Annotated in this window: 20 protein-coding genes; 4 read left to right on the forward strand and 16 right to left on the reverse strand. The window is 59.4% G+C overall.

Annotation, left to right across the window (positions count from 1 at the left end):
- Positions 1-185: 185 nt before the first annotated feature.
- Entirely contained in the window at positions 186-527 is a 342-nt protein-coding gene (locus OQ273_RS00005; protein ID WP_267988425.1) for a DUF202 domain-containing protein, read from the forward strand.
- 611 nt (positions 528-1,138) lie between these two features.
- On the forward strand, positions 1,139-1,690 hold the full coding sequence (locus tag OQ273_RS00010; RefSeq protein WP_267988426.1) for a cytochrome b: 552 nt from the start codon (positions 1,139-1,141) through the stop codon (positions 1,688-1,690).
- A gap of 24 nt (positions 1,691-1,714) precedes the next feature.
- On the opposite strand, the gene OQ273_RS00015 is transcribed toward OQ273_RS00010, so the two are convergent.
- The 14 genes from OQ273_RS00015 to urtA all read right to left on the reverse strand — a co-directional run bounded on the left by OQ273_RS00015 (position 1,715) and on the right by urtA (position 14,087).
- Positions 1,715-2,734 (reverse strand): NADP-dependent oxidoreductase, encoded by a 1,020-nt coding sequence (locus tag OQ273_RS00015; RefSeq protein ID WP_267988427.1) that lies wholly within the window; start codon positions 2,732-2,734, stop codon positions 1,715-1,717.
- Positions 2,735-2,877: 143 nt separating this feature from the next.
- On the reverse strand, positions 2,878-3,465 hold the full coding sequence (locus OQ273_RS00020) for a TetR/AcrR family transcriptional regulator (protein ID WP_267988428.1): 588 nt from the start codon (positions 3,463-3,465) through the stop codon (positions 2,878-2,880).
- Positions 3,466-3,589: 124 nt separating this feature from the next.
- Entirely contained in the window at positions 3,590-4,210 is a 621-nt protein-coding gene (gene ureG / locus OQ273_RS00025) for an urease accessory protein UreG (RefSeq protein WP_267992987.1), read from the reverse strand.
- On the reverse strand, positions 4,204-4,890 hold the full coding sequence (locus tag OQ273_RS00030) for an urease accessory protein UreF (protein WP_267988429.1): 687 nt from the start codon (positions 4,888-4,890) through the stop codon (positions 4,204-4,206). Before OQ273_RS00030 ends, ureG begins: the two co-directional genes overlap by 7 nt.
- Positions 4,868-5,323: an urease accessory protein UreE gene (locus tag OQ273_RS00035; RefSeq protein WP_267988430.1), complete on the reverse strand. Its 456-nt coding sequence runs from the start codon at positions 5,321-5,323 to the stop codon at positions 4,868-4,870. The genes OQ273_RS00030 and OQ273_RS00035 overlap by 23 nt, the downstream gene beginning before the upstream one ends.
- Positions 5,320-7,032, reverse strand: a complete 1,713-nt coding sequence (ureC, locus tag OQ273_RS00040; protein ID WP_267988431.1) for an urease subunit alpha — start codon at positions 7,030-7,032, stop codon at positions 5,320-5,322. The genes OQ273_RS00035 and ureC overlap by 4 nt, the downstream gene beginning before the upstream one ends.
- Positions 7,033-7,038: 6 nt before the next feature.
- Complete coding sequence (locus OQ273_RS00045) at positions 7,039-7,344, reverse strand: urease subunit beta (RefSeq protein WP_267988432.1); 306 nt, start codon at positions 7,342-7,344, stop codon at positions 7,039-7,041.
- An 8-nt stretch (positions 7,345-7,352) separates the two neighbouring features.
- The gene (locus OQ273_RS00050; protein WP_267988433.1) at positions 7,353-7,655 is read right to left on the reverse strand and encodes an urease subunit gamma; all 303 of its coding nucleotides are present in this window, start codon (positions 7,653-7,655) and stop codon (positions 7,353-7,355) included.
- A gap of 9 nt (positions 7,656-7,664) precedes the next feature.
- The gene (locus OQ273_RS00055) at positions 7,665-8,528 is read right to left on the reverse strand and encodes an urease accessory protein UreD (protein WP_267988434.1); all 864 of its coding nucleotides are present in this window, start codon (positions 8,526-8,528) and stop codon (positions 7,665-7,667) included.
- A gap of 23 nt (positions 8,529-8,551) precedes the next feature.
- A complete protein-coding gene (urtE, locus tag OQ273_RS00060) occupies positions 8,552-9,253 on the reverse strand; it encodes an urea ABC transporter ATP-binding subunit UrtE (protein WP_267988435.1) in 702 nt (233 codons plus the stop codon).
- Positions 9,254-9,266: 13 nt separating this feature from the next.
- A complete protein-coding gene (gene urtD / locus OQ273_RS00065) occupies positions 9,267-10,019 on the reverse strand; it encodes an urea ABC transporter ATP-binding protein UrtD (protein ID WP_267988436.1) in 753 nt (250 codons plus the stop codon).
- Positions 10,016-11,161 carry an urea ABC transporter permease subunit UrtC gene (urtC, locus tag OQ273_RS00070; protein WP_267988437.1) on the reverse strand — a complete coding sequence of 382 codons (1,146 nt, stop codon included), beginning with the start codon at positions 11,159-11,161 and terminating at the stop codon, positions 10,016-10,018. Before urtC ends, urtD begins: the two co-directional genes overlap by 4 nt.
- Positions 11,158-12,762 carry an urea ABC transporter permease subunit UrtB gene (gene urtB / locus OQ273_RS00075; RefSeq protein WP_267988438.1) on the reverse strand — a complete coding sequence of 535 codons (1,605 nt, stop codon included), beginning with the start codon at positions 12,760-12,762 and terminating at the stop codon, positions 11,158-11,160. The genes urtC and urtB overlap by 4 nt, the downstream gene beginning before the upstream one ends.
- A gap of 65 nt (positions 12,763-12,827) precedes the next feature.
- Positions 12,828-14,087: an urea ABC transporter substrate-binding protein gene (gene urtA, locus OQ273_RS00080; RefSeq protein WP_267992988.1), complete on the reverse strand. Its 1,260-nt coding sequence runs from the start codon at positions 14,085-14,087 to the stop codon at positions 12,828-12,830.
- Between the two features lie 538 nt (positions 14,088-14,625).
- Between urtA and OQ273_RS00085 the strand changes: the two genes are divergently transcribed.
- Together OQ273_RS00085 and OQ273_RS00090 are read left to right on the forward strand one after the other, a co-directional pair.
- Positions 14,626-15,642 (forward strand): LacI family DNA-binding transcriptional regulator, encoded by a 1,017-nt coding sequence (locus OQ273_RS00085; protein ID WP_267988439.1) that lies wholly within the window; start codon positions 14,626-14,628, stop codon positions 15,640-15,642.
- Positions 15,643-15,765: 123 nt separating this feature from the next.
- Entirely contained in the window at positions 15,766-17,253 is a 1,488-nt protein-coding gene (locus OQ273_RS00090) for an NAD-dependent succinate-semialdehyde dehydrogenase (RefSeq protein ID WP_267988440.1), read from the forward strand.
- Positions 17,254-17,306: 53 nt separating this feature from the next.
- Here OQ273_RS00090 and OQ273_RS00095 read toward each other — a convergent pair whose 3' ends face one another.
- Together OQ273_RS00095 and OQ273_RS00100 are read right to left on the reverse strand one after the other, a co-directional pair.
- Positions 17,307-18,491 (reverse strand): amino acid aminotransferase, encoded by a 1,185-nt coding sequence (locus OQ273_RS00095; RefSeq protein ID WP_267988441.1) that lies wholly within the window; start codon positions 18,489-18,491, stop codon positions 17,307-17,309.
- Positions 18,484-21,945, reverse strand: a complete 3,462-nt coding sequence (locus tag OQ273_RS00100) for an indolepyruvate ferredoxin oxidoreductase family protein (RefSeq protein WP_425493307.1) — start codon at positions 21,943-21,945, stop codon at positions 18,484-18,486. Before OQ273_RS00100 ends, OQ273_RS00095 begins: the two co-directional genes overlap by 8 nt.
- Positions 21,946-21,971: the final 26 nt, after the last annotated feature.

A 21,971-nucleotide genomic window follows, 5' to 3' on the forward strand; every position in this document is an offset into this window, starting at 1 on the left:
GGTACTTCGTCTCAAGACGCGGGAGAGTAGGGCGCCGCCAGGTCCGCAAAACGCAAAACAAAAATATCTTCTCTGAACAGTGACAATTCAAAAAGGCGGCCCGGACATTTTGCTCCGGGCCGCTTTTTTGCGTTTGGACACGCCTGTCCTGCGCACACTACCCGTACCGTCACGGGGCTTGACCCGTGACAACTCTACACGGCAGGCTGATAACAGATGCAATTGAGGGATCTGTTATGGATGTGCGTGAAAAGCGCTCGGTTGAAAACCTGGTTCTGGCAATCGTGCGGACTGAACTTGCAAACAGACGCACTCTTTTGTCCTATCTCAACACCTCGATCGCATTGTTTGTTTCAGGTGTCGGTCTTTTGAAGCTCAGCGGCAGTTCGTGGCTGGAATGGATTGGTATTGTGCTGATCCCGGTATCGCTCATCGTGGCGGTGATCGGTGTTGTGGACTATCTGGTGCTGCGGCGCAGTATCGAAAATGAGAGAGAAAGAGCCGCCGCCGAAGACATCGATACCTGATGGCACCGGATACTTGACTGCCGGCGGCGGCCCGAGACGGCACGCGCCGTGCCGCCTGTTCCATTGGCCGCAAATCTTGCGGCCATCTATGATTAGGAGCGGTGTGCGGGTAACAGGCGGTTTGTCGGAACTCGAACGGCTCAGCCATCCGGAACGTTCGGCAAACGGTCTTTGAAGGTGTTGCCCGCGCCTACACGACGTATATTGTGCCGGCAATCTTCGGTTGCAAATTACATTCTGGTAATGAGAAAGTAATGGCGTCAAATCAGATGCTTATGCATCATCACGATCGCGCGATCCGAGTGGAGCGCCATTGTATCGACGTCTTCGGGCCGAGCTGGCCGGACATGACGAACCAGGCGGATATGGTTCGCAGGATTTTGCATATGGGCTCAGAACCCAAAACCGTGGCCTTACGCCCTTTAAGGATGCGTTGACTGGAGGTCGACTACAATCGCACAAGGGTATTGTGGGCCTCAGTTTTTGTGGCGGTTTGGGGCATGTCGTTCAGACGGCCATTTATATGATTGACAGCTGCAATCCGTTTGATGGCCATGGAAGCCGTGTCGGGGCGACGCTTGGTTACTGAACCATTTCAGGAGGTATCCGATATGAAGACTTCCAAACCTGCTGCGTACGACCTGGTTTCCCGTTTCAATCACTGGATCGTCGCGTTCGCCATGATCGGCATGCTGGCTTTCGGGATCTACATTGATGATTTTGTTCCACGCGGTCCACAAGCCGGTGCGCTGCTGCAGACCCACAAGGCGCTTGGCGTGCTTGTGCTCGCTTACGGATTGTGGCGGGTCGGTTGGCGGCTTGCCCGAGGGTTCCTGGACTCTGCCGCGCGGATGCCCGCCTGGCAGGAGATCCTGTCGAAGATCACCCATTGGGTGTTGATTGCAGGTATCATCCTCATGCCGCTCTCCGGAATGACGACCTCACTGTTCGGCGGCCATGACATCAATATATTCGGACTGTTCACCATACCCGGATTCACCGAAAACAAGACGGTGTCGGATCTGGCCGGCGATGCTCATGGGACCATCGCCAATATCCTGATTGCGTTCATCGTGCTGCACATCGCAGGCGCGCTCAAGCATCATGTCATCGATCGTGACACGACGCTTGTGCGCATGACCACCGGACGGACGGAACGCTAGGCCGAAGCCGGTCAGGCTGCGCTACTACGACACCTTCACAACAAGTTTGCCGAAGTTCTTGCCGTTGAGCATGCCGATGAAAGCCGCGGGGGCGTTCTCCAGCCCCTCCACGACATCCTCGCGATACTTGACTTTCCCCTCGGCGAGCCAGCCCGTCATATCCTTGACGAAGTCCCGGTAGCGGCTTTCGTAGTGATCGAAGATGATGAAACCCTGCATCTTGATGCGCTTGACGAGCAGCATGCCGATCAGCGCCGGGCTGCGGTCCGGCCCGTCCGGCAGGCTGGTCGCATTGTAGCTGGCAATCCGGCCGCAGACCGGAATACGCGCATGAACATTGAGCAGCGGCAGGACCGCATCAAAGACGGCACCACCGACATTTTCGAAATAGACGTCGATGCCGTCAGGGCAGGCGGCTGCAAGCTGTTCTTTAAGGTCTGCTTCGTGACGGTCGATACAGGCGTCGAACCCGAGTTCCTCAACGGCATAGCGGCATTTTTCAGCGCCGCCGGCGACGCCGATCACCCGGCACCCTTTGAGTTTTGCAATCTGGCCGACCGCCGATCCGACGGCACCGGTTGCCGCCGAGACGACGACTGTCTCGCCTGGCTTTGGTTCGCCGATATCCAACAGGCCGACATAGGCGGTAAAGCCGGGCATGCCCATGACGCCGAGCGCAAGGGAGGGATGCGGCATGTCGTTGTCCAGCCGGGCAAGGCCTGTCCCGTCGGATACGGCATAGTCCTGCCAACCGTTTGTGCTGAGTACCAGGTCGCCAACCGCGAATTTCGGGTTTTTGGATTCTTCTACCCGGGTTACCGTTCCGCCGATCATTACCTCATCGATGTTCACGGGCGGGGCGTAGGATGGCGCATCGTTCATGCGGCCGCGCATATAGGGGTCGAGTGACAGATAAAGCGTGCGCAACAGGACCTCACCTTCGGCCGGTTGAGGTATTTGGGATTCCTCCAGCCTGAAGTTCTGCGGTGTCGGGAACCCGGTCGGGCGCGAAGCAAGCACAAAACGGCGATTTGTGTTGGTCATGGTGTTTTCCTCTGTTTCCATAATTCGCCGGTTCGTAGCCGGCTTGATTTACTTGAATTCTCCAGTAGACCAGTCGTCTATTTCGGGAAAGCCGTTAGTTTTCAATATTTTGTGTTACTCAAAGCTCCCGGGATGTCTCCGATTTACTGGATTTGCAACATCTGGCGCGTCGCCAGGAGAGCGTTTTTGAATGCATGTGTATCGTGGCGCAGCTTGGTCATCAGTGTTGCGCCAAGCCAGAGATCATAGAGTGCCAGCGCAGCCTGCACCGGCTTCAGGGTTTGGGGCAGGGATCCGTCACGTATGCCTTCCATCAGACATTGCGCCAACCGTGTGACAACGCGCTCGGTACCATCATGCAGGATTTCCCGCATGTTCTCGGAAAGGTCCGACACCTCGGCGCCGAGTTTGACGACGAGACATCGTGTGCCGAATTCAAACGCTTCCTGCGATTCGGTCCACAAGGTCCAGTAGCGGATGATGCGTTCGGCGGCACTGCGCCCGTCAGGCTTTAGAATCCGATCCATTCGCTCCAGATACCGTTCGAAATAGTCTTCCAGAAGCGCTTCGCCGAAATTCTCCTTCGAGCGGAAGTAATGATAGAAGGACCCCTTGGGAACCCCGGCCACCGAGAGCAGCTCGGACAGCCCGACAGCTGTGAAACCCTTGCCGAGAATGACTTCCCGGCTGGAATCAAGAATGTGTTGACGCGTGTCTGTCTGCGCAGCCATGCCTTCTTCTAGAATCAATTAGACCAGTCGTCTAGCCTTGGCTTTGAGGGCCTGCATTTCAACGGGCAAGGGTGCAGTTCGTCGGTAAAGCGGGGGATCGTCCCTTACAGGCCCGATTTTGGGGCTATTTTGCCTCCAATCCACCGGCTTCGGTCAGGAACCGGACGATATCGTCGACCCCGTCACCGCGGCGCAGGTCGGTAAAGACACTCGGACGACCCTGTCTTCCCTTGTCGGCATCGCGCGCCATGACATCGAGATCCGCGCCGACATGAGGCGCAAGATCCGCCTTGTTGATAATCAGAAGATCCGAGCGGGTAATGGCCGGGCCGCCCTTGCGAGGGATTTCCTCGCCCTGGCACACGGAGATCACGTAAAGCGTCAGATCGGCGAGGTCCGGCGAGAAGGTGGCTGCCAGATTGTCGCCGCCCGATTCAATGAAAACGATATCGAGATCCGGATGTTTGCCTGAGAGGTCCTCAATGGCAGCGAGATTGATCGACGCGTCCTCCCGGATGGCTGTATGCGGGCAGCCGCCGGTTTCCACGCCAATAATCCGATCCGACGACAGCGCCTGCATGCGCACCAGCGCCTCCGCATCTTCGCGTGTGTAGATATCATTGGTGACGACGCCGACCGACCAGCGTTCGCGCATTGCCTTGCAGAGCTTTTCGGTGAGCGTCGTCTTGCCTGATCCGACAGGACCGCCGATGCCCACACGCAATGGACCGTTTGAACTCATGATCGAAAGATCCTCGAATGTTGCATTTCGTGCTTCATGGCCGCGATCTCTGCAAGGAAGGTGGCGCTGCCAAGGTCATCCAGCGTGGCCGTAGCCGCGCGCCTGCCGGTCTCGGCAAGGACCGGCTCCAGCGCTGAGAGGACACTGACACCCTGTTTTTGGCCAATTGACGTCAGTCTCAAGCCGGCCTGGATCAGGTTTGAGGTAAAGGCGTGAAGATAGGCGGTGACCGTCGCCTCCACTGAAATGCCATGTGCGCCCGCCAGTGCGCCGACCGCGACAGGCAGCGGGCAGTCCGGGCCAAGCTCGACGGGAACCGGTGCAGGCCAGGCTGAAGCGGCCTCAAGGAAAGCGGCGCCCTGGTTTACAGTTTCCAGATGCCTCTCGCTCGACCCCGTTAGCGCTTCACCCAGCGCGCGCAGATCTTCAAGGTCCTCACCCGCCCTTGCTCGCCGCCAGCTTTCAGCGACAAGCACGGCGTCGTTCCAGGCCGAACCCCGTTCCAAAAGATCGCGGAGCCAGGCCTCAAGGTCTCCGGCGTCTGCAATGCGGCCATCATGCACCGCATATTCCAGCCCATGGCTATAGGAGAAGGCGCCGACCGGGAAACTCGGCGACAGCCAACTCATCAGGCGCAGCAGGGACTGGCTGGATAGGGTCTCATTCATGGTGGTGATGTCCATGTGTACCCGAATAGGCGCCGCCTTCCGGGTCGAACGGTCCTTCGATCTCCGTAACTTGAGCGCCCAAGCCTTCCAGCATGGCGCGCATGGTGTGATCCCGGCGGATCAGGATGGACGTCTCACTGATCGCCGAAGGACAATGACGATTGCCCAGATGCCAGGCGAGCTGCAACAGATGGAGCCTGTCCCTTGCCGTCACGTGGTAGAGCGGCTCCGGTTCTGCCCGGACCTCAATGATGCGCCCATCACTCAGGAGCAGACCATCCCCGTGGCGCAGAAGCCGCGCCTCGGGAAGATCCAGCAGGAAGCCGATCCCGTTATCCGACGTCATGACAATGCGCCGACGATGCCGTCCGGTCTCGTCAAGCGTGATGGTGCCTGCAAGCTTGCCCGGATCGACCGGGACGATCCGGTTGACGGTGGGCTGTGTCAAAACAGGAAATACCTTTGTGCCATGGAGACGGTCTCAGCCGGCTCGCAGGTCAGAAGTTCACCATCGGCTCGCACTTCGTAGGTTTCCGGATCGACCTCGATCTCCGGGAGCGAGGCATTGAGCATCATTGCGCTCTTTCCGATCGAGCCGCGTGTGTTTTCCACCGGGATCATTGTTTTTTCAGCACCCAGTTTCCTGCCAAGATCCGAGGAGGCGGCGGCTGCCGAGACGAATGTGACGGACGAGTTTGTCAGCGCTTTGCCGAAAGCCCCGAACATGGGTCGGTAATGGACCGGCTGCGGTGTCGGGATCGACGCATTCGGATCGCCCATCGGTGCGGCGGCAATCGTGCCGCCGATCAGAACGGTATCGGGTTTGACGCCGAAGAAGGCCGGGTTCCAGACAACGATGTCCGCGCGCTTACCCGGCTCGAGCGATCCGATATGGGCGGACATGCCGTGCGCAATAGCGGGGTTGATCGTGTATTTCGCAATATATCTGCGCACCCGGAAGTTGTCGTTCTCTCCGGTTTCTTCCGGCAATCTGCCGCGTTGGCGCTTCATCTTGTCTGCGGTCTGCCACGTGCGGATCAGAACCTCGCCGACCCGGCCCATGGCCTGGCTGTCGGACGCGATGATCGAGAAGGCACCGAGATCGTGGAGAATGTCCTCCGCCGCAATTGTTTCGGGCCGGATTCGGCTTTCGGCGAAGGCAACGTCTTCGGGGATGTTGGCGTCGAGATGATGGCAGACCATCAGCATGTCGAGATGTTCCGCCGCCGTGTTGACGGTAAAGGGAAGGGTCGGATTGGTGGAGGACGGCAGAATATTCGGGAGCCCGCAAACCTTGATGATATCGGGTGCGTGGCCGCCGCCCGCGCCTTCCGTGTGGAAAGCGTGGATCGTGCGCCCGTCGATCGCGGCGATCGTATTTTCGACAAAACCGCTTTCGTTGAGCGTATCGGTATGGATCATCACCTGAACGTCCATCGCGTCGGCAACGGAAAGGCATGTATCGATGGCGGCAGGTGTTGTGCCCCAATCCTCGTGGAGTTTCAGAGCGCAAGCGCCGGCATTGACCATCTCTTCCAGAGCAGCCGGTTTTGACGCATTGCCCTTGCCGGCAAAGGCAAGGTTCATCGGGAAAGCGTCGGCGGCCTGGATCATGCGGCCGATGTGCCAGGGTCCGGGCGTGCAGGTCGTTGCAAGGGTGCCGTGCGCCGGCCCGGTGCCACCGCCCAGCATGGTGGTGACGCCCGACATCAGGGCTTCATCGATCTGCTGCGGGCAAATGAAATGGATATGGGCATCGAAACCCCCGGCGGTCACGATCTTGCCTTCGCCGGCAATTGCTTCGGTTCCGGGTCCGATCACGATATCGACGCCGGCCTGGGTATCGGGGTTTCCGGCCTTGCCGATCCGCTCGATGATCCCGTCCCGAATGCCGATATCGGCCTTGTAGATGCCGGTGTGATCGACGATCAGGGCATTGGTGATCACGGTGTCCACGGCACCCTCGGCGCGGGTGGCCTGCGACTGGCCCATACCGTCGCGGATGACCTTGCCACCACCGAATTTTACCTCGTCGCCGTAGACTGTAAGGTCGCGCTCGACCTCGATGAAAAGCTCGGTATCGGCCAGGCGAACCTTATCGCCTGTTGTCGGGCCGAACATGTCCGCATAGGCGGCTCTTGAAATCGTTGCGGGCATGGTTGTTTAGAGCTCCCCCATGATCTTCTTCTGGAAACCGAATATGTGTCTCGAACCGCCGAACGGTACGAGCGTGACATCACGCTCCTGCCCGGGTTCGAAGCGCACAGCGGTGCCGGGTGCGATGTCGAGGCGCATGCCGCGCGCCTTTTCACGCTCGAAGACCAGCGCTTCATTGGTTTCGTGGAAATGGTAGTGGCTGCCGACCTGAACGGGCCGGTCGCCGCTGTTGGCAACGCGGATGACGATCGTTTCGGCCCCTTCATTGAAGGTGATGTCGCCTTGTGCGCAAATGATTTCGCCTGGGATCATGGAAGCACCTATCGGATCGGGTGATGGACGGTGACGAGTTTTACGCCGTCGGGAAAGGTGGCCTCGACCTGAACGTCATGGATCATCTCTGCGATGCCCTCCATGACTTCGTCGCGTCCGATGACATGGGCGCCGGCTTCCATCAGGTCGGCCACGCTGCGTCCGTCCCTTGCCCCTTCGACGACAAAATCCGAGATCAACGCCACTGCTTCCGGATGGTTGAGCTTGACGCCCCTTGCGCGTCTCTTGCGCGCCACTTCGGCTGCCATCGCGATGAGCAGCTTGTCCTTTTCCCGAGGTGTCAGGTTCATGTTCTCTCCCTAGGTATTCCATAATTTCGGCAGGCCTTGATGGGCGCCTGTCAGTTTCCGGTTGCACCAGTCGATCACCGGCACGAGTTGCCGGCGCAGATCCAGGCCGCTTTCTGCGATCATCCGCACAACAAGACGCTCTCCGGCCGAGTTGCGAATGGCGCTGGCGCCCGCGTTTTTCCCGAGCATTGCCCGAACCGGCTCAATCATGTCGGCCGCGTTCGGATGGACCAGCAGAACCGTTGCGATCGCGCTGGCTCCGGCCATGGTCGCAGGACGGCGCAGGACATCAAGGACGTCACCTTGAAGACGGGTGTCTTCGGCGTGCAGCACCTGTCCGCCGCGATAGATGCGCCAACGGTCGAGAAACGACGCCTGATGAACGACCTCGTTCATTGCCCGGCGTCCGAAAATGACGGGCTCGACCAGTAACAGGGCGGCGTCCTTTGCCAGCTCGACATTCAGCTCTCGCGACAGTGCGGACCGGTCGAACAGGATTGTCTCCTGCGGTAGCCAGGATAAGGCCGCGCCGCCGCCGATTTTCATGCCGACCGTGATGCGCGCCGTATCGCTTGCGGCGCGGTAGACCTTTTCGCAGGCCTGCGTTGTCATGACAGCGCGGGCGTTTTTTCCGATATCGATGGACCAGTCCAGCCGGTCGCCACCGGTCACGCCGCCCGAGATATTGATCAGAACAGCGTCCAGCGCCGGGCCGTTATGGGTTTTCGGCAGCCGGATTTTCGCGGCACCCTGCTGATAGAGGCGTCCGAGCCTTGATTTGCCTTCGATATGGGCGACAGATATGCGAGCGGCTCCTTTAACCCGCTGGAGCCGTTTGTTCGGCACGATCTCGTGACGCAATACTGCCTCCATGGCCAATCCAATCACAAGCCGCTCTATACCATCAGGTGGCGGCGCACGTCAGGATTATCTAGATCGGCGGCGAGACCGCTGTGAACCATCTCGCCCCGGTCCATTATATAGACCCGGTCAGCGAGTTCGCGGCAGAAATCGAGATATTGCTCCACCAGCAGGATCGTCAGGCCGACGGTATCGCGCAGATAGGTCAGGGCACGGCCGATATCCTTGATGATGGATGGCTGGATGCCCTCGGTCGGCTCATCAAGGATCAAGAGTTTCGGGCGGGTCACAAGCGCTCTGCCGATTGCCAGTTGCTGTTGCTGGCCGCCCGACAGATCGCCGCCTCTTCGTGGCAGCATGGTCTCCAGAACAGGGAAGAGTTCGAAGACCTCAGGAGGGATGGTCCTCGATCTGCGGTCAAGGCAGGCAAAGCCGGTCTGAAGGTTTTCCTCAACGGTTAGAAGGGGAAAAATCTCGCGGCCCTGCGGGACCGTTGCAATACCCTTTGACGCGCGGACATAGGGCGCCTGGTTGTCCAGGTTGTCGCCATCGAAGGTGACCGCGCCTGAGGATGTCGCATGCTGGCCGGTGATGGCCCGCAGGAGCGAGGTCTTGCCGACGCCGTTGCGCCCGAGGACGCAGGTAATCGCCGAGGGTTCGGCGCTCATTGACACGCCGCGCAGCGCTTCGGCGGCGCCGTAGTGGAGATGCAGGTTTTCAACCGTAAGCGTTGCCATGATCTCCTCCTGATCAACGTCCGAGATAGTTCTCGATGACCTTGGGGTGGGCGCTGACATGGTCGAGCGATCCTTCGGCGAGGACGGAGCCTTCCGCAAGGACGGTCACCTTCACATCCAGATCGCGCACAAATCCCATGTCGTGTTCGACGACGACGACGGAGTGGTTTTCGGCGATCTCGCGCAACAGGCGTGCCGTTTCTTCCGTTTCGGCGTCGGTCATGCCGGCAACGGGCTCATCGACCAGAAGCAATTTCGGGTTTTGAGCGAGCAGCATGCCGATCTCCAGCCATTGTTTCTGGCCGTGGGACAGGTTGGCGGCGTATTCATGCCGCCTTGCAGTCAGGCGGGTGACGTCCAGAATGCGGTCGATCTCGTCACGATCTTCCCGGGCGCTGCTGTAAAACAGTGTCGCCATGACGCCGCGACTGCGGTCGAGTGCCAGTTCCAGATTGTCCTCGACCGTATGGCTTTCAAAAACGGTCGGCTTCTGGAATTTGCGGCCGATGCCGAGCTCGGCGATGTCGGTTTCGTCATGCCGGGTCAGATCGATCTCGCCGTCGAAGATCACGTCGCCGCTGTCGGGGCGCGTTTTTCCGGTGACGATATCCATCATCGTTGTCTTGCCTGCCCCGTTGGGTCCGATGATCGCCCGCATTTCACCGGGTTCGAGCACCAGAGAGAGATTATTGATGGCCTTGAAGCCATCGAACGCCACGCTGACACCATCCAGATAGAGCAGGCTTCCGCTTGCGGCCTTTGTCATTCGGCTGCCTCCCCGGCGGTTTTCGCGAGCGTTGGTTTCACCCGCCCTCCCGGCCGTTTCTTCAGCAGGCCGGAAACGGCCCCGACGATGCCCTTCGGCAGGAACAACGTGACGACGACAAACAGCGCGCCGAGCGCAAAAAGCCAGAATTCGGGGAAGGCGGCGGTAAAAACCGATTTGCCTGCATTGACGATGACCGCGCCGATGATCGGGCCAACCAGCGTTCCCCTGCCGCCAACCGCCGTCCAGATCACCACTTCGATGGAGTTCGCCGGCGCAAACTCTCCGGGATTGATGATGCCGACCTGCGGGACGTAAAGGGCCCCGGCCACGCCGGCCATCATCGCCGAAACCACGAAGACGAAGAGTTTGACGTTTTCGACCCGGTATCCGAAGAACCGTGAACGGCTCTCGGCATCGCGCACGGCGACAAGGATCTTGCCGAATTTGGAGCGCACAATGCCCGAGCAGATCAGGAAGGCTGCGGCGAGGGCGAGGGCGGAGGCGGAAAAGAGTCCTGCTCTTGTGGTGTTGGCCTGAATGTCGAAACCGAGAATGTCCTTGAAATCGGTCAGGCCGTTATTGCCGCCGAAACCCATCTCGTTTCGGAAGAAGGCAAGCAGCAGGGCATAGGTCATCGCCTGGGTGATGATCGAGAGATAGACACCGGTGACACGGCTGCGGAAGGCAAACCAGCCGAAGGCGAAAGCAAGTGCGCCGGGCACCAGGACAATCATGATGGCGGCGAACCAGAACTGGTCAAAGCCGTACCAGAACCAGGGCAGTTCCTTCCAGTTAAGGAAGACCATGAAGTCCGGCAGGATCGGGTCTCCATAGACCCCGCGCGAGCCGATCTGGCGCATGAGATACATGCCCATCGCATAGCCGCCGAGGGCAAAAAAAGCGCCATGGCCGAGCGAAAGAATGCCGCAGTAACCCCAGACAAGATCAAGCGCCAAGGCAAGCAGCGCATAGTTGAGATACTTGCCCATCAGGCTGATTGTGTAGTTCGGCACGTGCAGGGGGTGGTCCGGCGGCAGGGCGAGATTGCAGATCGGCACCAGGATCGCCAGGCCGAAAAGGGCTGCGATCACCCAGATGGCGCGGCGATCGAGGGCCTTGAAAAGAAATGATGTGATCATGCTTCGACGGCCCGGCCCTTGAGCGCGAAGAGCCCGCGCGGCCGCTTCTGGATAAACAGGATGATGAGGACGAGGATGAGGATCTTCGCAAGGACGGCGCCGGCAAAGGGCTCGAGGAACTTGTTGGCGATGCCGAGGGTCATAGCACCGACCAACGTTCCCCAGAGATTGCCGACGCCGCCGAACACGACGACCATGAAACTGTCGATGATGTAGCTCTGGCCAAGATTTGGCGAGACATTTGCGATCTGTGACAGGGCGACGCCGGCAATGCCTGCGATGCCGGACCCCAGGGCAAAGGTGAAGGCATCGACCCAGGGCGTGCGAATGCCCATGGAGGCGGCCATCTTCCGGTTCTGGGTCACGGCCCGCATCTGCAGGCCGAAGGCAGTCTTCTTAAGCACAAGAAAAAGGGCGGCGAAGACGACCATGGCAAATACCACGATCCACAGCCTGTTGGCCGTGAGTGTCAGCCCGCCAAGCTCATACGCCCCCGACATCCATGACGGATTGCCGACCTCCCTGTTGGTGGGCCCGAATATGGTGCGGATCGCCTGCTGCAGGATCAGCGAAATGCCCCAGGTTGCCAGCAGGGTTTCCAATGGTCTGCCGTAAAGAAAACGGATCACGCCGCGTTCGATGGCGAGACCGCAGGCCCCGGCGACAAGAAATGCCAAAGGCAGGGCAAAAAGCAGCGAATAGTCAAAGAGGTCCGGCGCTGAGGCGCGGATGGCTTCCTGAACCACAAAGGTTGTGTAGGCGCCGAGCATGACCATCTCGCCATGGGCCATGTTGATGACGCCCATCACACCGAAGGTTACGGCCAGGCCGATGGCGGCGAGAAGGAGAACCGACCCGAGCGAAATGCCGTACCAGATGGTTTGCGCCGTGTTCCAGAGAGCCTCGGCCCGCTCGATCTCGGCGATCTGTGCCTGCGCCGCATCGGCGATGCTCTTGTCGCCGCCGGCGGCCAGTTCACGCAGCATCGGAAGGGCAGTGCGCCCGCCTTGTGTGCCGACCAGTTCCACGGCTCTTACCTTGTCGAACGTGTCAGCGTCAGTGTTAAGAATGGCCGCGGCCCTCGCAAGTTCCATGGCCTTTATGACATTGGCATCGGTTTCGCGTCCGAGCGCTGCATTGAGCGCTTCAAGGGCCGAACCGTCGCCGCGTTTGAATATGGTTTGAGCCGCTGCAAGACGTATCTGCGGATCAGAGCTTTCAAGCGTCATCGATCCGATCACCCCGGCAAGCTGTCGACGCAGCCGGTTGTTGACCTTGATCTTGCGCACGGCGCTTTTTGAGAGTGTTTCCACCTCGACGCCTGTCAGCGGGTCGCTCAAAACAAAGTCCGATCCGGATTTTTCGGCAAGAAAAACCTTCTTGTCGGACTTTCGATAGAAGAGCGAGCCGTCCCTGAGAGCTTGGAGAACAGGAACGGCCCGCACGTCGCCGGTTTTCGAGATTGCTTCGATCTGAGCAGCGCGGTCCTTCAGTTTTCCGGTCGCCAGTGTGTCGATGAGGTTGAGTAACCCATCGTCGGCACCGGCGACGGAAAACAGCATTGGGAGGATGAACAGTGCAGCGATAAATCGTTTCAGCATAACTCTAAGCCAGCGACGCATTCTTTTTGGAGTACGGCGGGCCTTGATGCCCGCCGCGTGCGGCGTCAGCTTCCCTTGCCGCCGCAGGTCGAGGTTTCAACGTTGAAGTTTCCGCACTCGAGCGGCTTGCGCCAATCGGAGATCAGCTTTGCCGAATCCGGCAGATAGTCAGACCAGGCATCGCCCGCGACCAGTCCGTCGGTCTCATCGACGATGTCGAACTGGCCGTCTTCCTGGATTTCACCGATCAGCACCGGTTTGGTGATGTGGTGGTTGGGCATCATGGTTGAGTAGCCGCCCGAAAGATTGGGCACGGCCACGCCGATGATCTCGTCGATCACGGTATCAACATCGGTGGTGCCGGCTTTCTCAACCGCCTTAACCCACATGTTGAAGCCGATATAGTGAGCTTCCATCGGGTCATTGGTCACGCGGTTCTCGTCGCCGGTGAATTCGTGCCAGGCCTCGATGAAGGCATCGTTTTCATCCGATTCCACTGATTGGAAATAGTTCCAGGCGGCCAGGTGACCGACGAGCGGTGCAGTGTCGAGACCGGCCAGCTCCTCTTCACCGACGGAGAAGGCGACGACGGGGATATCCGTTGCGGAAATGCCCTGGTTGCCCAGTTCCTTGTAGAAAGGCACGTTGGCGTCGCCATTGATGGTGGACACGACGGCGGTCTTCTTGCCTTCCGAACCGAAGGCCTTGATGTCGGCGACGATCGTCTGCCAATCGGAGTGACCGAACGGCGTGTAGTTGATCATGATGTCTTCTTCGGCGACACCGTTCGACTTGAGATAGGCTTCAAGGATCTTGTTGGTCGTGCGCGGGTAGACATAGTCGGTGCCGGCGAGTACCCAACGCTCAACGCCTTCGTTTTCCAAGAGATAATCGACCGCCGGAATGGCTTGCTGGTTCGGGGCCGCCCCGGTGTAGAAAACGTTGCGCTGGCTTTCCTCACCCTCATACTGAACCGGATAGAAGAGGATGCCGTTGAGCTCTGAAAAGACCGGCAGGACGGATTTGCGGCTGACCGATGTCCAGTTTCCGAAGACGGCGGCAACCTCGTGGACATCGAGAAGTTCACGGGCCTTTTCGGCAAAGAGTGGCCAGTCGGACGCAGGGTCGACGACAACGGCTTCCAGCTTTTTACCCAAAAGGCCGCCTTTTTCGTTCTGCTCCTCGATGAGCATCAGCATGACGTCTTTCAAAGTCGTTTCGGAAATGGCCATGGTTCCGGACAGGGAATGAAGGATACCGACCTTGATCGTTTCCTCGGCCATGGCCGCGGTGGATGCCGTCATGCCTGCGACGACTGCGGCCATGCCGAAGGATCGAATGCGGTTTTTCAGAGTGGTCATTAGGGTCTCCGTAGAAGTATTTGCACCGCAGACCGCCCCGCAGGAATCGTGCCAGACTCGTTACCGGTTTGTTAATTTGCCTATAGCGTTTTGTTTTTACTTTATTTTTATTGGATGCGCGCCCCGATGATGGCCTGGTGGATCCGGCTGAGGTTGTGTTAAATTTTGTGCATGACAACAAAATGCTTATTTTTTGTGCGATGCAATATGGTCAAAAAATATGCAGTGCACTGAACGTGACGGCGGCCATTCCATGGGTTAGACAGTCTGAACCGGCCTGACCGGTAGAGGTATTTGCACCAAGACCTCGGCCCTGCGCCCTGGCGCAGGGTTTGCCGGTTTTCCATTTAACTTGCAATGCCTGACTGAAGGCGGATCATGTCTGTCGAAACGTTCGCGGCTGCTGTTTTGCAATCGATTACAATTCGGCTATAAGGGCTGCTTCGAACTGTGTGCCCGGAACGGATCGCATCAGCGGCGTCCGGTAAAAACGAAAGCCATCATGAACCAGCGGACCAAGATCAAGGACATTGCCCGTGTCGCGGGCGTTTCGACCGCTACGGTGTCGCGTGCGTTGAGCGATTCTTCGCTGGTGACCGATGCGACCCGTGAGAAAGTGCGTGAGGCCGCCAATCAGCTCAATTACCGGACCAATGTACGGGCGCGCAATCTGCGCATCCAGAAATCGATGGCCGTGTTGCTGGTCGTGCGCAATATGAGCAACCCGTTCTATCTTGAGATCTTCAAGGGTGTCGAAGCCGTTGCCCGTGCGGCTGGCTATGTTCTGCTGATGGGCAACACCGAGGACGACCCGGAACGCGAAGCCGAGTATTTCGACATGCTGCAGGACGGTCAGGCGGATGGCATGATCCTGATGACCGGCGCCGTGCCGGACGGTCACGCGGTGTTGCAGCCGGAAAGCGGGCTGGCGCCGATCGTCGTGGCGCTGGAGGCGGTTGAAGACTGCGACCTTGCCCATGTGCAGATCGACAATCAGGCGGCTGCAAAACGGGCAGTGGACTACCTGCAATCGCTTGGACACCGGCGCATTGCCCACATATGCGGACCATTGCCTGAAATTCTCGGCCGTTTGCGGCTCGACGGATATCGCACGGCCATGGCCGAAGCCGGGCTGGAGGTGCCGGATCATTATGCGCCGGTCGGCGACTATTCCAGCCAGAGCGGCCGTGAGTGCTGCGCCAGCCTGTTCGACCGGGCCGATCCGCCGACAGCCATTTTTGCAGCCAATGATGAAATGGCCTTTGGTGCCATCAGCGAGTTGCGGCGGCGTGGTCTCAGCGTGCCGGAAGATGTCTCGGTTGTCGGGTTCGACAACCTGTTTATCAGCGAGAGTTACAGCCCGGCTCTGACGACGGTCAACCAGCCGCGTATCGAGATCGGGCAGACGGCAATGACCATGCTTCTCGATATCATCTCGGCCCGCCAATCGGCGCCGCAGACCCTCGAAATGCCTACCGAACTGGTGGTTCGCCAATCAACCGGACCGGCGCCGCAATAGCGTATTTCCGAGGACCATAAATTCTCAATACCTGTCCTTGCTTTGGCACATGCAATGGTCAATACACATGGCCAAAGGCGCCGTGCCGCTTACCAAGATTTTGCCTGATCGTGGAGACCCGTTATGAGCATATCCGATAAACTCCTTTCCAGACTGACACACCCAACGCTTCTCAAACCTGCCGGGCTTGTCGGCGGTGAATGGATTGCCGAATCTGACAGCGGCCGGCATTTCGATGTCACCAACCCATCGACCGGCGAGGAGATTGCCAGCCTTCCCGATATGGGCGCGCAGGATACACGCCAGGCGATCGATGCGGCGCATGAGGCCCAAAGGGGCTGGGCGGCCATGACCGCCAAGGAACGCGGCGCCATCATGCGGCGGCTTTACGAGCTTCAGATGGAGCATGCCGACGATCTGGCGATCATTTTGACCATGGAGATGGGAAAGCCGGTCGCCGAGGCGCGTGGCGAGATCGTTTACGGCGCTTCGTTCCTCGAATGGTTCGCGGAGGAAGCCAAGCGGGTCTATGGCGACACAATTCCCGGCCACCAAGGCGACAAGCGTATCGTCGTCGTCAAGCAGCCGATCGGCGTTGTTGGCGCAATCACACCGTGGAATTTTCCCAACGCGATGATTACCCGCAAGATCGCGCCGGCGCTTGCGACGGGCTGCACCGTCGTCGTCAAGCCCGCCGAACAAACGCCGCTTTCGGCCATCGCTTTCGGCGTTTTGGCTCAGCGCGCGGGCCTGCCGGCGGGCGTCTTGAACCTGATTGTCGGCGAAGACGGGCCTGCGATCGGCCGCGAGCTTTGTGACAATGACAAGGTGCGCAAGCTCACGTTCACCGGGTCCACCGAGGTTGGGCGCATCCTCATGCGCCAGTGTTCAGACCAGATCAAGAAAGTCGGTCTTGAGCTCGGCGGCAATGCGCCGTTCATCGTTTTCGACGATGCCGATATCGATGCGGCGGTCGATGGGGCGATGATTTCCAAATACCGCAATGCCGGTCAGACCTGTGTGTGCGCCAATCGCATCTATGTCCAGTCCGCCGTCTATGACGAGTTTGCCGAAAAGCTGGCCGTCAAGGTGCGCGAGTTGAAGGTTGGAGACGGGTTCGAGGAGGGCGTGACAACGGGACCGCTGATTGACGATCAGGGACTGGCCAAGGTCGAAGAACATGTGGCCGATGCGATCTCCGGCGGTGCGACTGTCCTGACCGGTGGCAAGGCCGATCCCCATGGCGGAACATTCTACGAGCCGACCGTTTTGACCGGTATTACCAGCGATATGAAAGTGGCCCGTGAGGAGACTTTCGGGCCGGTTGCTCCGCTCTTCCGCTTTGACACGGTTGAAGAAGTAATTGAATTGGCCAATGCCACCGAGTTCGGCCTTGCATCCTATTTTTATGCGCGCGACCTGTCGCGCGTTTGGACGGTTGCCGAAGCGCTGGAATACGGCATGGTGGGCGTCAACACCGGGCTGATCTCAACGGAGGTCGCGCCCTTCGGCGGCGTCAAACAATCGGGCCTTGGCCGTGAAGGTTCGAAATATGGCATCGATGACTTCGTGGAGATCAAATATCTCTGCTTCGGCGGTATTGGCGCCTGAGTCCGGAAGCTGCCGAAATTGAAACGGGGCCGAAAGGCCCCGTTTTAGTTGGTTCAGCCGGTCACCGAGACAATTGCCCGGGCAAGCTCGTCGAGCCTGTCGCCCGGCAGGCCGGCAATGTTGATGCGGCTGTCTCCGACAATGTAGATTCCACGTTCATTGCGCAGTGTATCGATCTGGTCCGGGCTGAGACCGAGGCGCGAGAACATGCCCTTTTGCCCTGCTATGAAGTCGAAGCGCGAGCTGTTGGATTCCCGACGCAGGGCATCGGCAAAGTCCTGGCGCAGAACCGTCATGCGCGTGCGCATGGTTTCAAGTTCCGCTTTCCAATCGGCTTTCAGCTCTGCATCCTCAAGAACGATGCGAACGGCAGCGGCCCCATGATCCGGCGGCATGGAGTAGACGCTTCTTGTCACCGACAGCAATTGACCAAATGCGGTATCCAGCTGTTTGGTGTCAGCGCCAACCAGGATGGCCGCCCCGAGGCGCTCGCGGTAGACGGCAAAGTTCTTTGAGCAGCTCGCGGCGATCGCGCATTCGGGGACCGTTTTCGCCATCAGCCGGACGCCGGCGGCGTCTTCCTCAAGCCCGTCGCCAAAACCGAGATAGGCAAGGTCGATAAAGGGAAAGAGTCCCTTGTCCCAACAGAGCTCCGTGACGGCTTTCCACTGGTCAAGTGTGAGATCCGCTCCCGTCGGATTGTGGCAGCAACCATGCAGGAGCAGGATGTCGCCTGCCTCAGCCTCCTGCAGTGTAGCGATCATTTCATCGAAACGGATCTTGCCGGTTTCGGGATCGTAATAGGGATAGGATTTCGGCTTCAGGCCGGCTCCTGCCAGCAGCGGGATGTGATTTGGCCAGGAAGGGTCTGAAATCCATACTGTCGCGCCCGGGCGGGCACGGTTGAGCATCATGGCGACAATACTCAGCGCGCCCGATCCGCCGGGAGCCTGGCACACCCGGTAGTTGTCCGGCGAGACTGTATTGCCGAGCACCAGTTCGCCCATCGCTGCACAGAACGACTTGTCGCCCTGAAGGCCGACATAGGTCTTGGTTTTCTGTTCGTCATAGAGCCGCTTTTCAGCCGCGCGGATTGAGCGCATGATCACGGTCTCACCGTACTGGTCCTTGTAGACGCCGACACCGAGGTCCGTCTTGTTCTCGCGTTCGTCTTCGCGAAATTGCGCCATCAGCGCGAGGATCTTGTCGGGCGGGGCGGGCTGCAGGGCTTCAAACATGATGTGCTTCCTGTTGTGGTGCGGCAGCGCCCAGATCGGCGAGGCCGGCCTCCATTCGGGTCTTCACCTTTGCTATCGCGTCTTCTTTCACAGGTCCATAGCCGCGTATGTGCATGGGCAATTCAAAGAGCTCACACCATGCCTGCGCGTTGTCCGCTGTGACATGCCGGAGGCCTTTGTCGACGATGTCCTCGAACCAGACGATCAGTCCCCGCTCAACGCGGCGGTCATGGCCATAGCCGAAGGGATCAAAAACGGTTCCACGCAGGCGTTTCATCCGCGCCAAGACATGAAAGGCGGGAAGCATCCAGGCTCCGAAGCGCCGCTTTTTCGGCCGGCCGCGCGCATCGAGGTCGGCGTTGAGAAAGGGCGGCGCCATATAGTAGTTGACCTTGAAGTTGCCGGAAAAACGATCCTTCAGGGTCTTCATGAATTTCGGATCGGCATGCAGTCGCGCCACTTCATATTCATCCTTGTAGGCCATCAGCTTGAAAAGAGAACGGGCGATGGCCTTTGTTATTCCTTGCGCCCCGGTCTTTTTTTCTTTGGCCAGAACCGTGTCCATCAATTTGCGGTAGCGCGCGGCATAGGCCCGATCCTGATAGTCGATCAGAAAGTCCTCGCGCCGTTTGACAACTTCGTCCGGCGAGCCGGCGGCCTCCGGTTTCTGGCTCGGGTCAGCAGGCAGAAGGTCCGGTTTGGCAAAGGCGATCCGGCCCCAGGAGAAGGCCCTTTTGTTTGCTTCGATGGCAACATTGTTCAGTTCGATGGCCCGCATGAGCGCCTGGTGGGAGACGGGAACGGCTCCGCTTTGCCAGGCATAACCGAGCAGGATGATATTGGCGAAGACCGTGTCGCCAAGCAGACGTTCCGACAGGCGGTTTGCGTCGAAGCTTGAAACATTGTCCGCACCGACCGCATCTTCGATTTCCCGGCAGCGTCGATCGACGGCAAGGCTGGCGTCGCGATGGCGGACGATGTCACCGGTCGGAGATTCGGCGAGGTTCAGCAAGGCACGCATTCCGTTTCGATAGGTGCCGGAGGCCTTGGGCGAGGTTGAGACGACAATATCGCCGCCGATCAGTGCGTCCGCCGAATGATCATCGATGCGGACCTGGTTGATGTCGCCGGGCGCGGCAGCCAGGCGAATGAAACTGAGGACCGGGCCGAACTTTTGTGCAAAGCCGGTAAAATCAAGTACCGAGGCACCCTTTTCCTCAAGGTGGGCGGCCATGGTGATCAGTGCGCCGACCGTGACAACACCTGTGCCGCCGACGCCGGTCACCAGCAGATTGTACGGCCGTTCGAGTGAGGCCATTTGGGGTTGCGGCAGGTCGGTTGCCAGTTCCTCCGCATCTTCGGCTGCTGCCGTGCCCTTGCGGCGCTCGGCGCCCTCGACGGTGACGAAGCTCGGGCAAAAGCCGTCAAGGCAACTGAAGTCCTTGTTGCAGGACGAGAGATTAACCCGGCGTTTGCGGCCGAACTCCGTCTCGACCGGCTCGATGCTCAAGCAATTGGAGGCCACGGAGCAATCGCCGCAGCCCTCGCAGACCAGCTCATTGATGAAGGCAAACCGTTTCGGGTCTTCCACCTGGCCGCGCTTGCGGCGGCGGCGTTTTTCCGTGGCGCAGGCCTGTTCGTAGATCAGCACCGTCACGCCTTCGATCTCGCGCAACTCGCGCTGTACCGCGTCGAGCTCGCCGCGGTGATGCAACGTCGTTGCGGGCGGGAAGTCTGGAAGGTTGAATTTTTCCGGTTCGTCCGAGACAAGGGCGATGCGCTCGACACCCTCCGCCCTGACCTCGTGAGCGATGGCCTGAACACTGACAGGGCCGTCAACCGGCTGGCCGCCCGTCATGGCGACGGCGTCGTTAAAGAGGATCTTGTAGGTAATGTTCGCCCCGGCGGCGATGGACTGGCGGATCGCCATGGAGCCGGAATGATAGTACGTGCCTTCGCCCAGATTCTGGAAGATATGACCCTTGCCGGTGAAACGTGACGAGGCCGCCCAATTGACACCTTCGCCGCCCATCTGGATGAGCGAGGTGGTCTCGCGGTCCATCCAGCTTGCCATGAAGTGGCAGCCGATGCCGGCCAGTGCCTTTGAGCCTTCCGGCACCCTGGTCGACGTGTTGTGCGGGCAGCCGGAGCAGAAATAGGGTGTGCGGGTCGCGCCTTCGACGGTGATGGGTGCGAGCCGGTTTTCGGCCAGGTGGCGTGCCCGTTCGGAAAACTTATTCGTACCGAAGAGTTTGTCGAGCCGTCCGGCAACGATGGGTGCGAGCTGCAATGGCGACAGCTCGCCGGTCCACGGCACCAGCCGCTCGCCATTCTCATCGCGCTTGCCGACCATAAAATCGGGTTTGTCGCCGGGATAATCGTAGAAGTATTCCTTGAACTGACTTTCGATGATGCCGCGTTTTTCTTCGACCACCAGCACTTCGCGCTTGCCGCGCACGAAGGCAAGGGCGTCCTGGCGCGCCAGGGGCCAGACCATGCCCACCTTGTAGATATCGATGCCAAGCTCGCGGCAGGCTTGATTGTCCAAACCGAGTAGACGCAGTGCTTCCATCAGGTCGAGGTGACCCTTGCCGGTGGTCACGATGCCGAAGGTTGCGTCGTCATTGTTGTAAATGCGGCGGTCGATGGGGTTGGTGTGAGCAAAGGCGAAGACGGCCTGTTTTTTCGCCTCCATCCGCTCCTCGATCTGAGGGCCGGGCAGGTCCGGCCAGCGATAGTGCAGGCCGGTTGGCGGCATGTCGAAGGCGGGCGCTGCGAAGACGCGGTCCGGACGGATGTCCATGGACGCTGCCGACTCCACCGTTTCGGAAACGGCCTTGAAGCCGACCCACATTCCGGAATAGCGGCTGAGCGCATAACCATATTCGCCAAATTGCAGATATTCGGAGACACTTGCCGGGTTCAGTGTCGGCATGAACCAGGCCATGAAGGCGACGTCCGACTGATGCGGCATGGATGAGGAGACGCATCCGTGATCATCTCCGGCAACGACGAGAACACCTCCCGTCGGAGAAGAACCATAGGCATTGCCGTGTTTGAGGGCGTCGCCTGCCCGGTCGACGCCGGGACCCTTGCCGTACCAAAGACCGAAAACGCCATCCACGGTGCGGTTCGGATCGGTCTCGACCTGTTGGGATCCAAGAACTGCGGTGGCTGCAAGATCTTCATTGACCGCCGGCAGGAACTCGATACGGGCTTCCCGGAGCAGGTCGCTGCTGCGCCACATCTCAAGGTCGACGCCGCCGAGCGGAGAGCCGCGATAGCCCGATACAAACCCGGCGGTGTTCAGTCCCGCCTGACGGTCGCGGCGAGCCTGGTCGAGCACGATCCTGGTCATCGCCTGGGTGCCGGTCATGTAGACCCGACCTGATCGAAGCCGGAACCGGTCCTCCAGGCTGTACTGCAGGAGCGGCATTGGTGCGTGAATGTTCATGGCTCATATCCCGAGTTTTTGGTTGT

Origin of the sequence: Hoeflea prorocentri (genome assembly GCF_027944115.1) — a bacterium.
GTDB lineage: Bacteria > Pseudomonadota > Alphaproteobacteria > Rhizobiales > Rhizobiaceae > Hoeflea_A > Hoeflea_A prorocentri.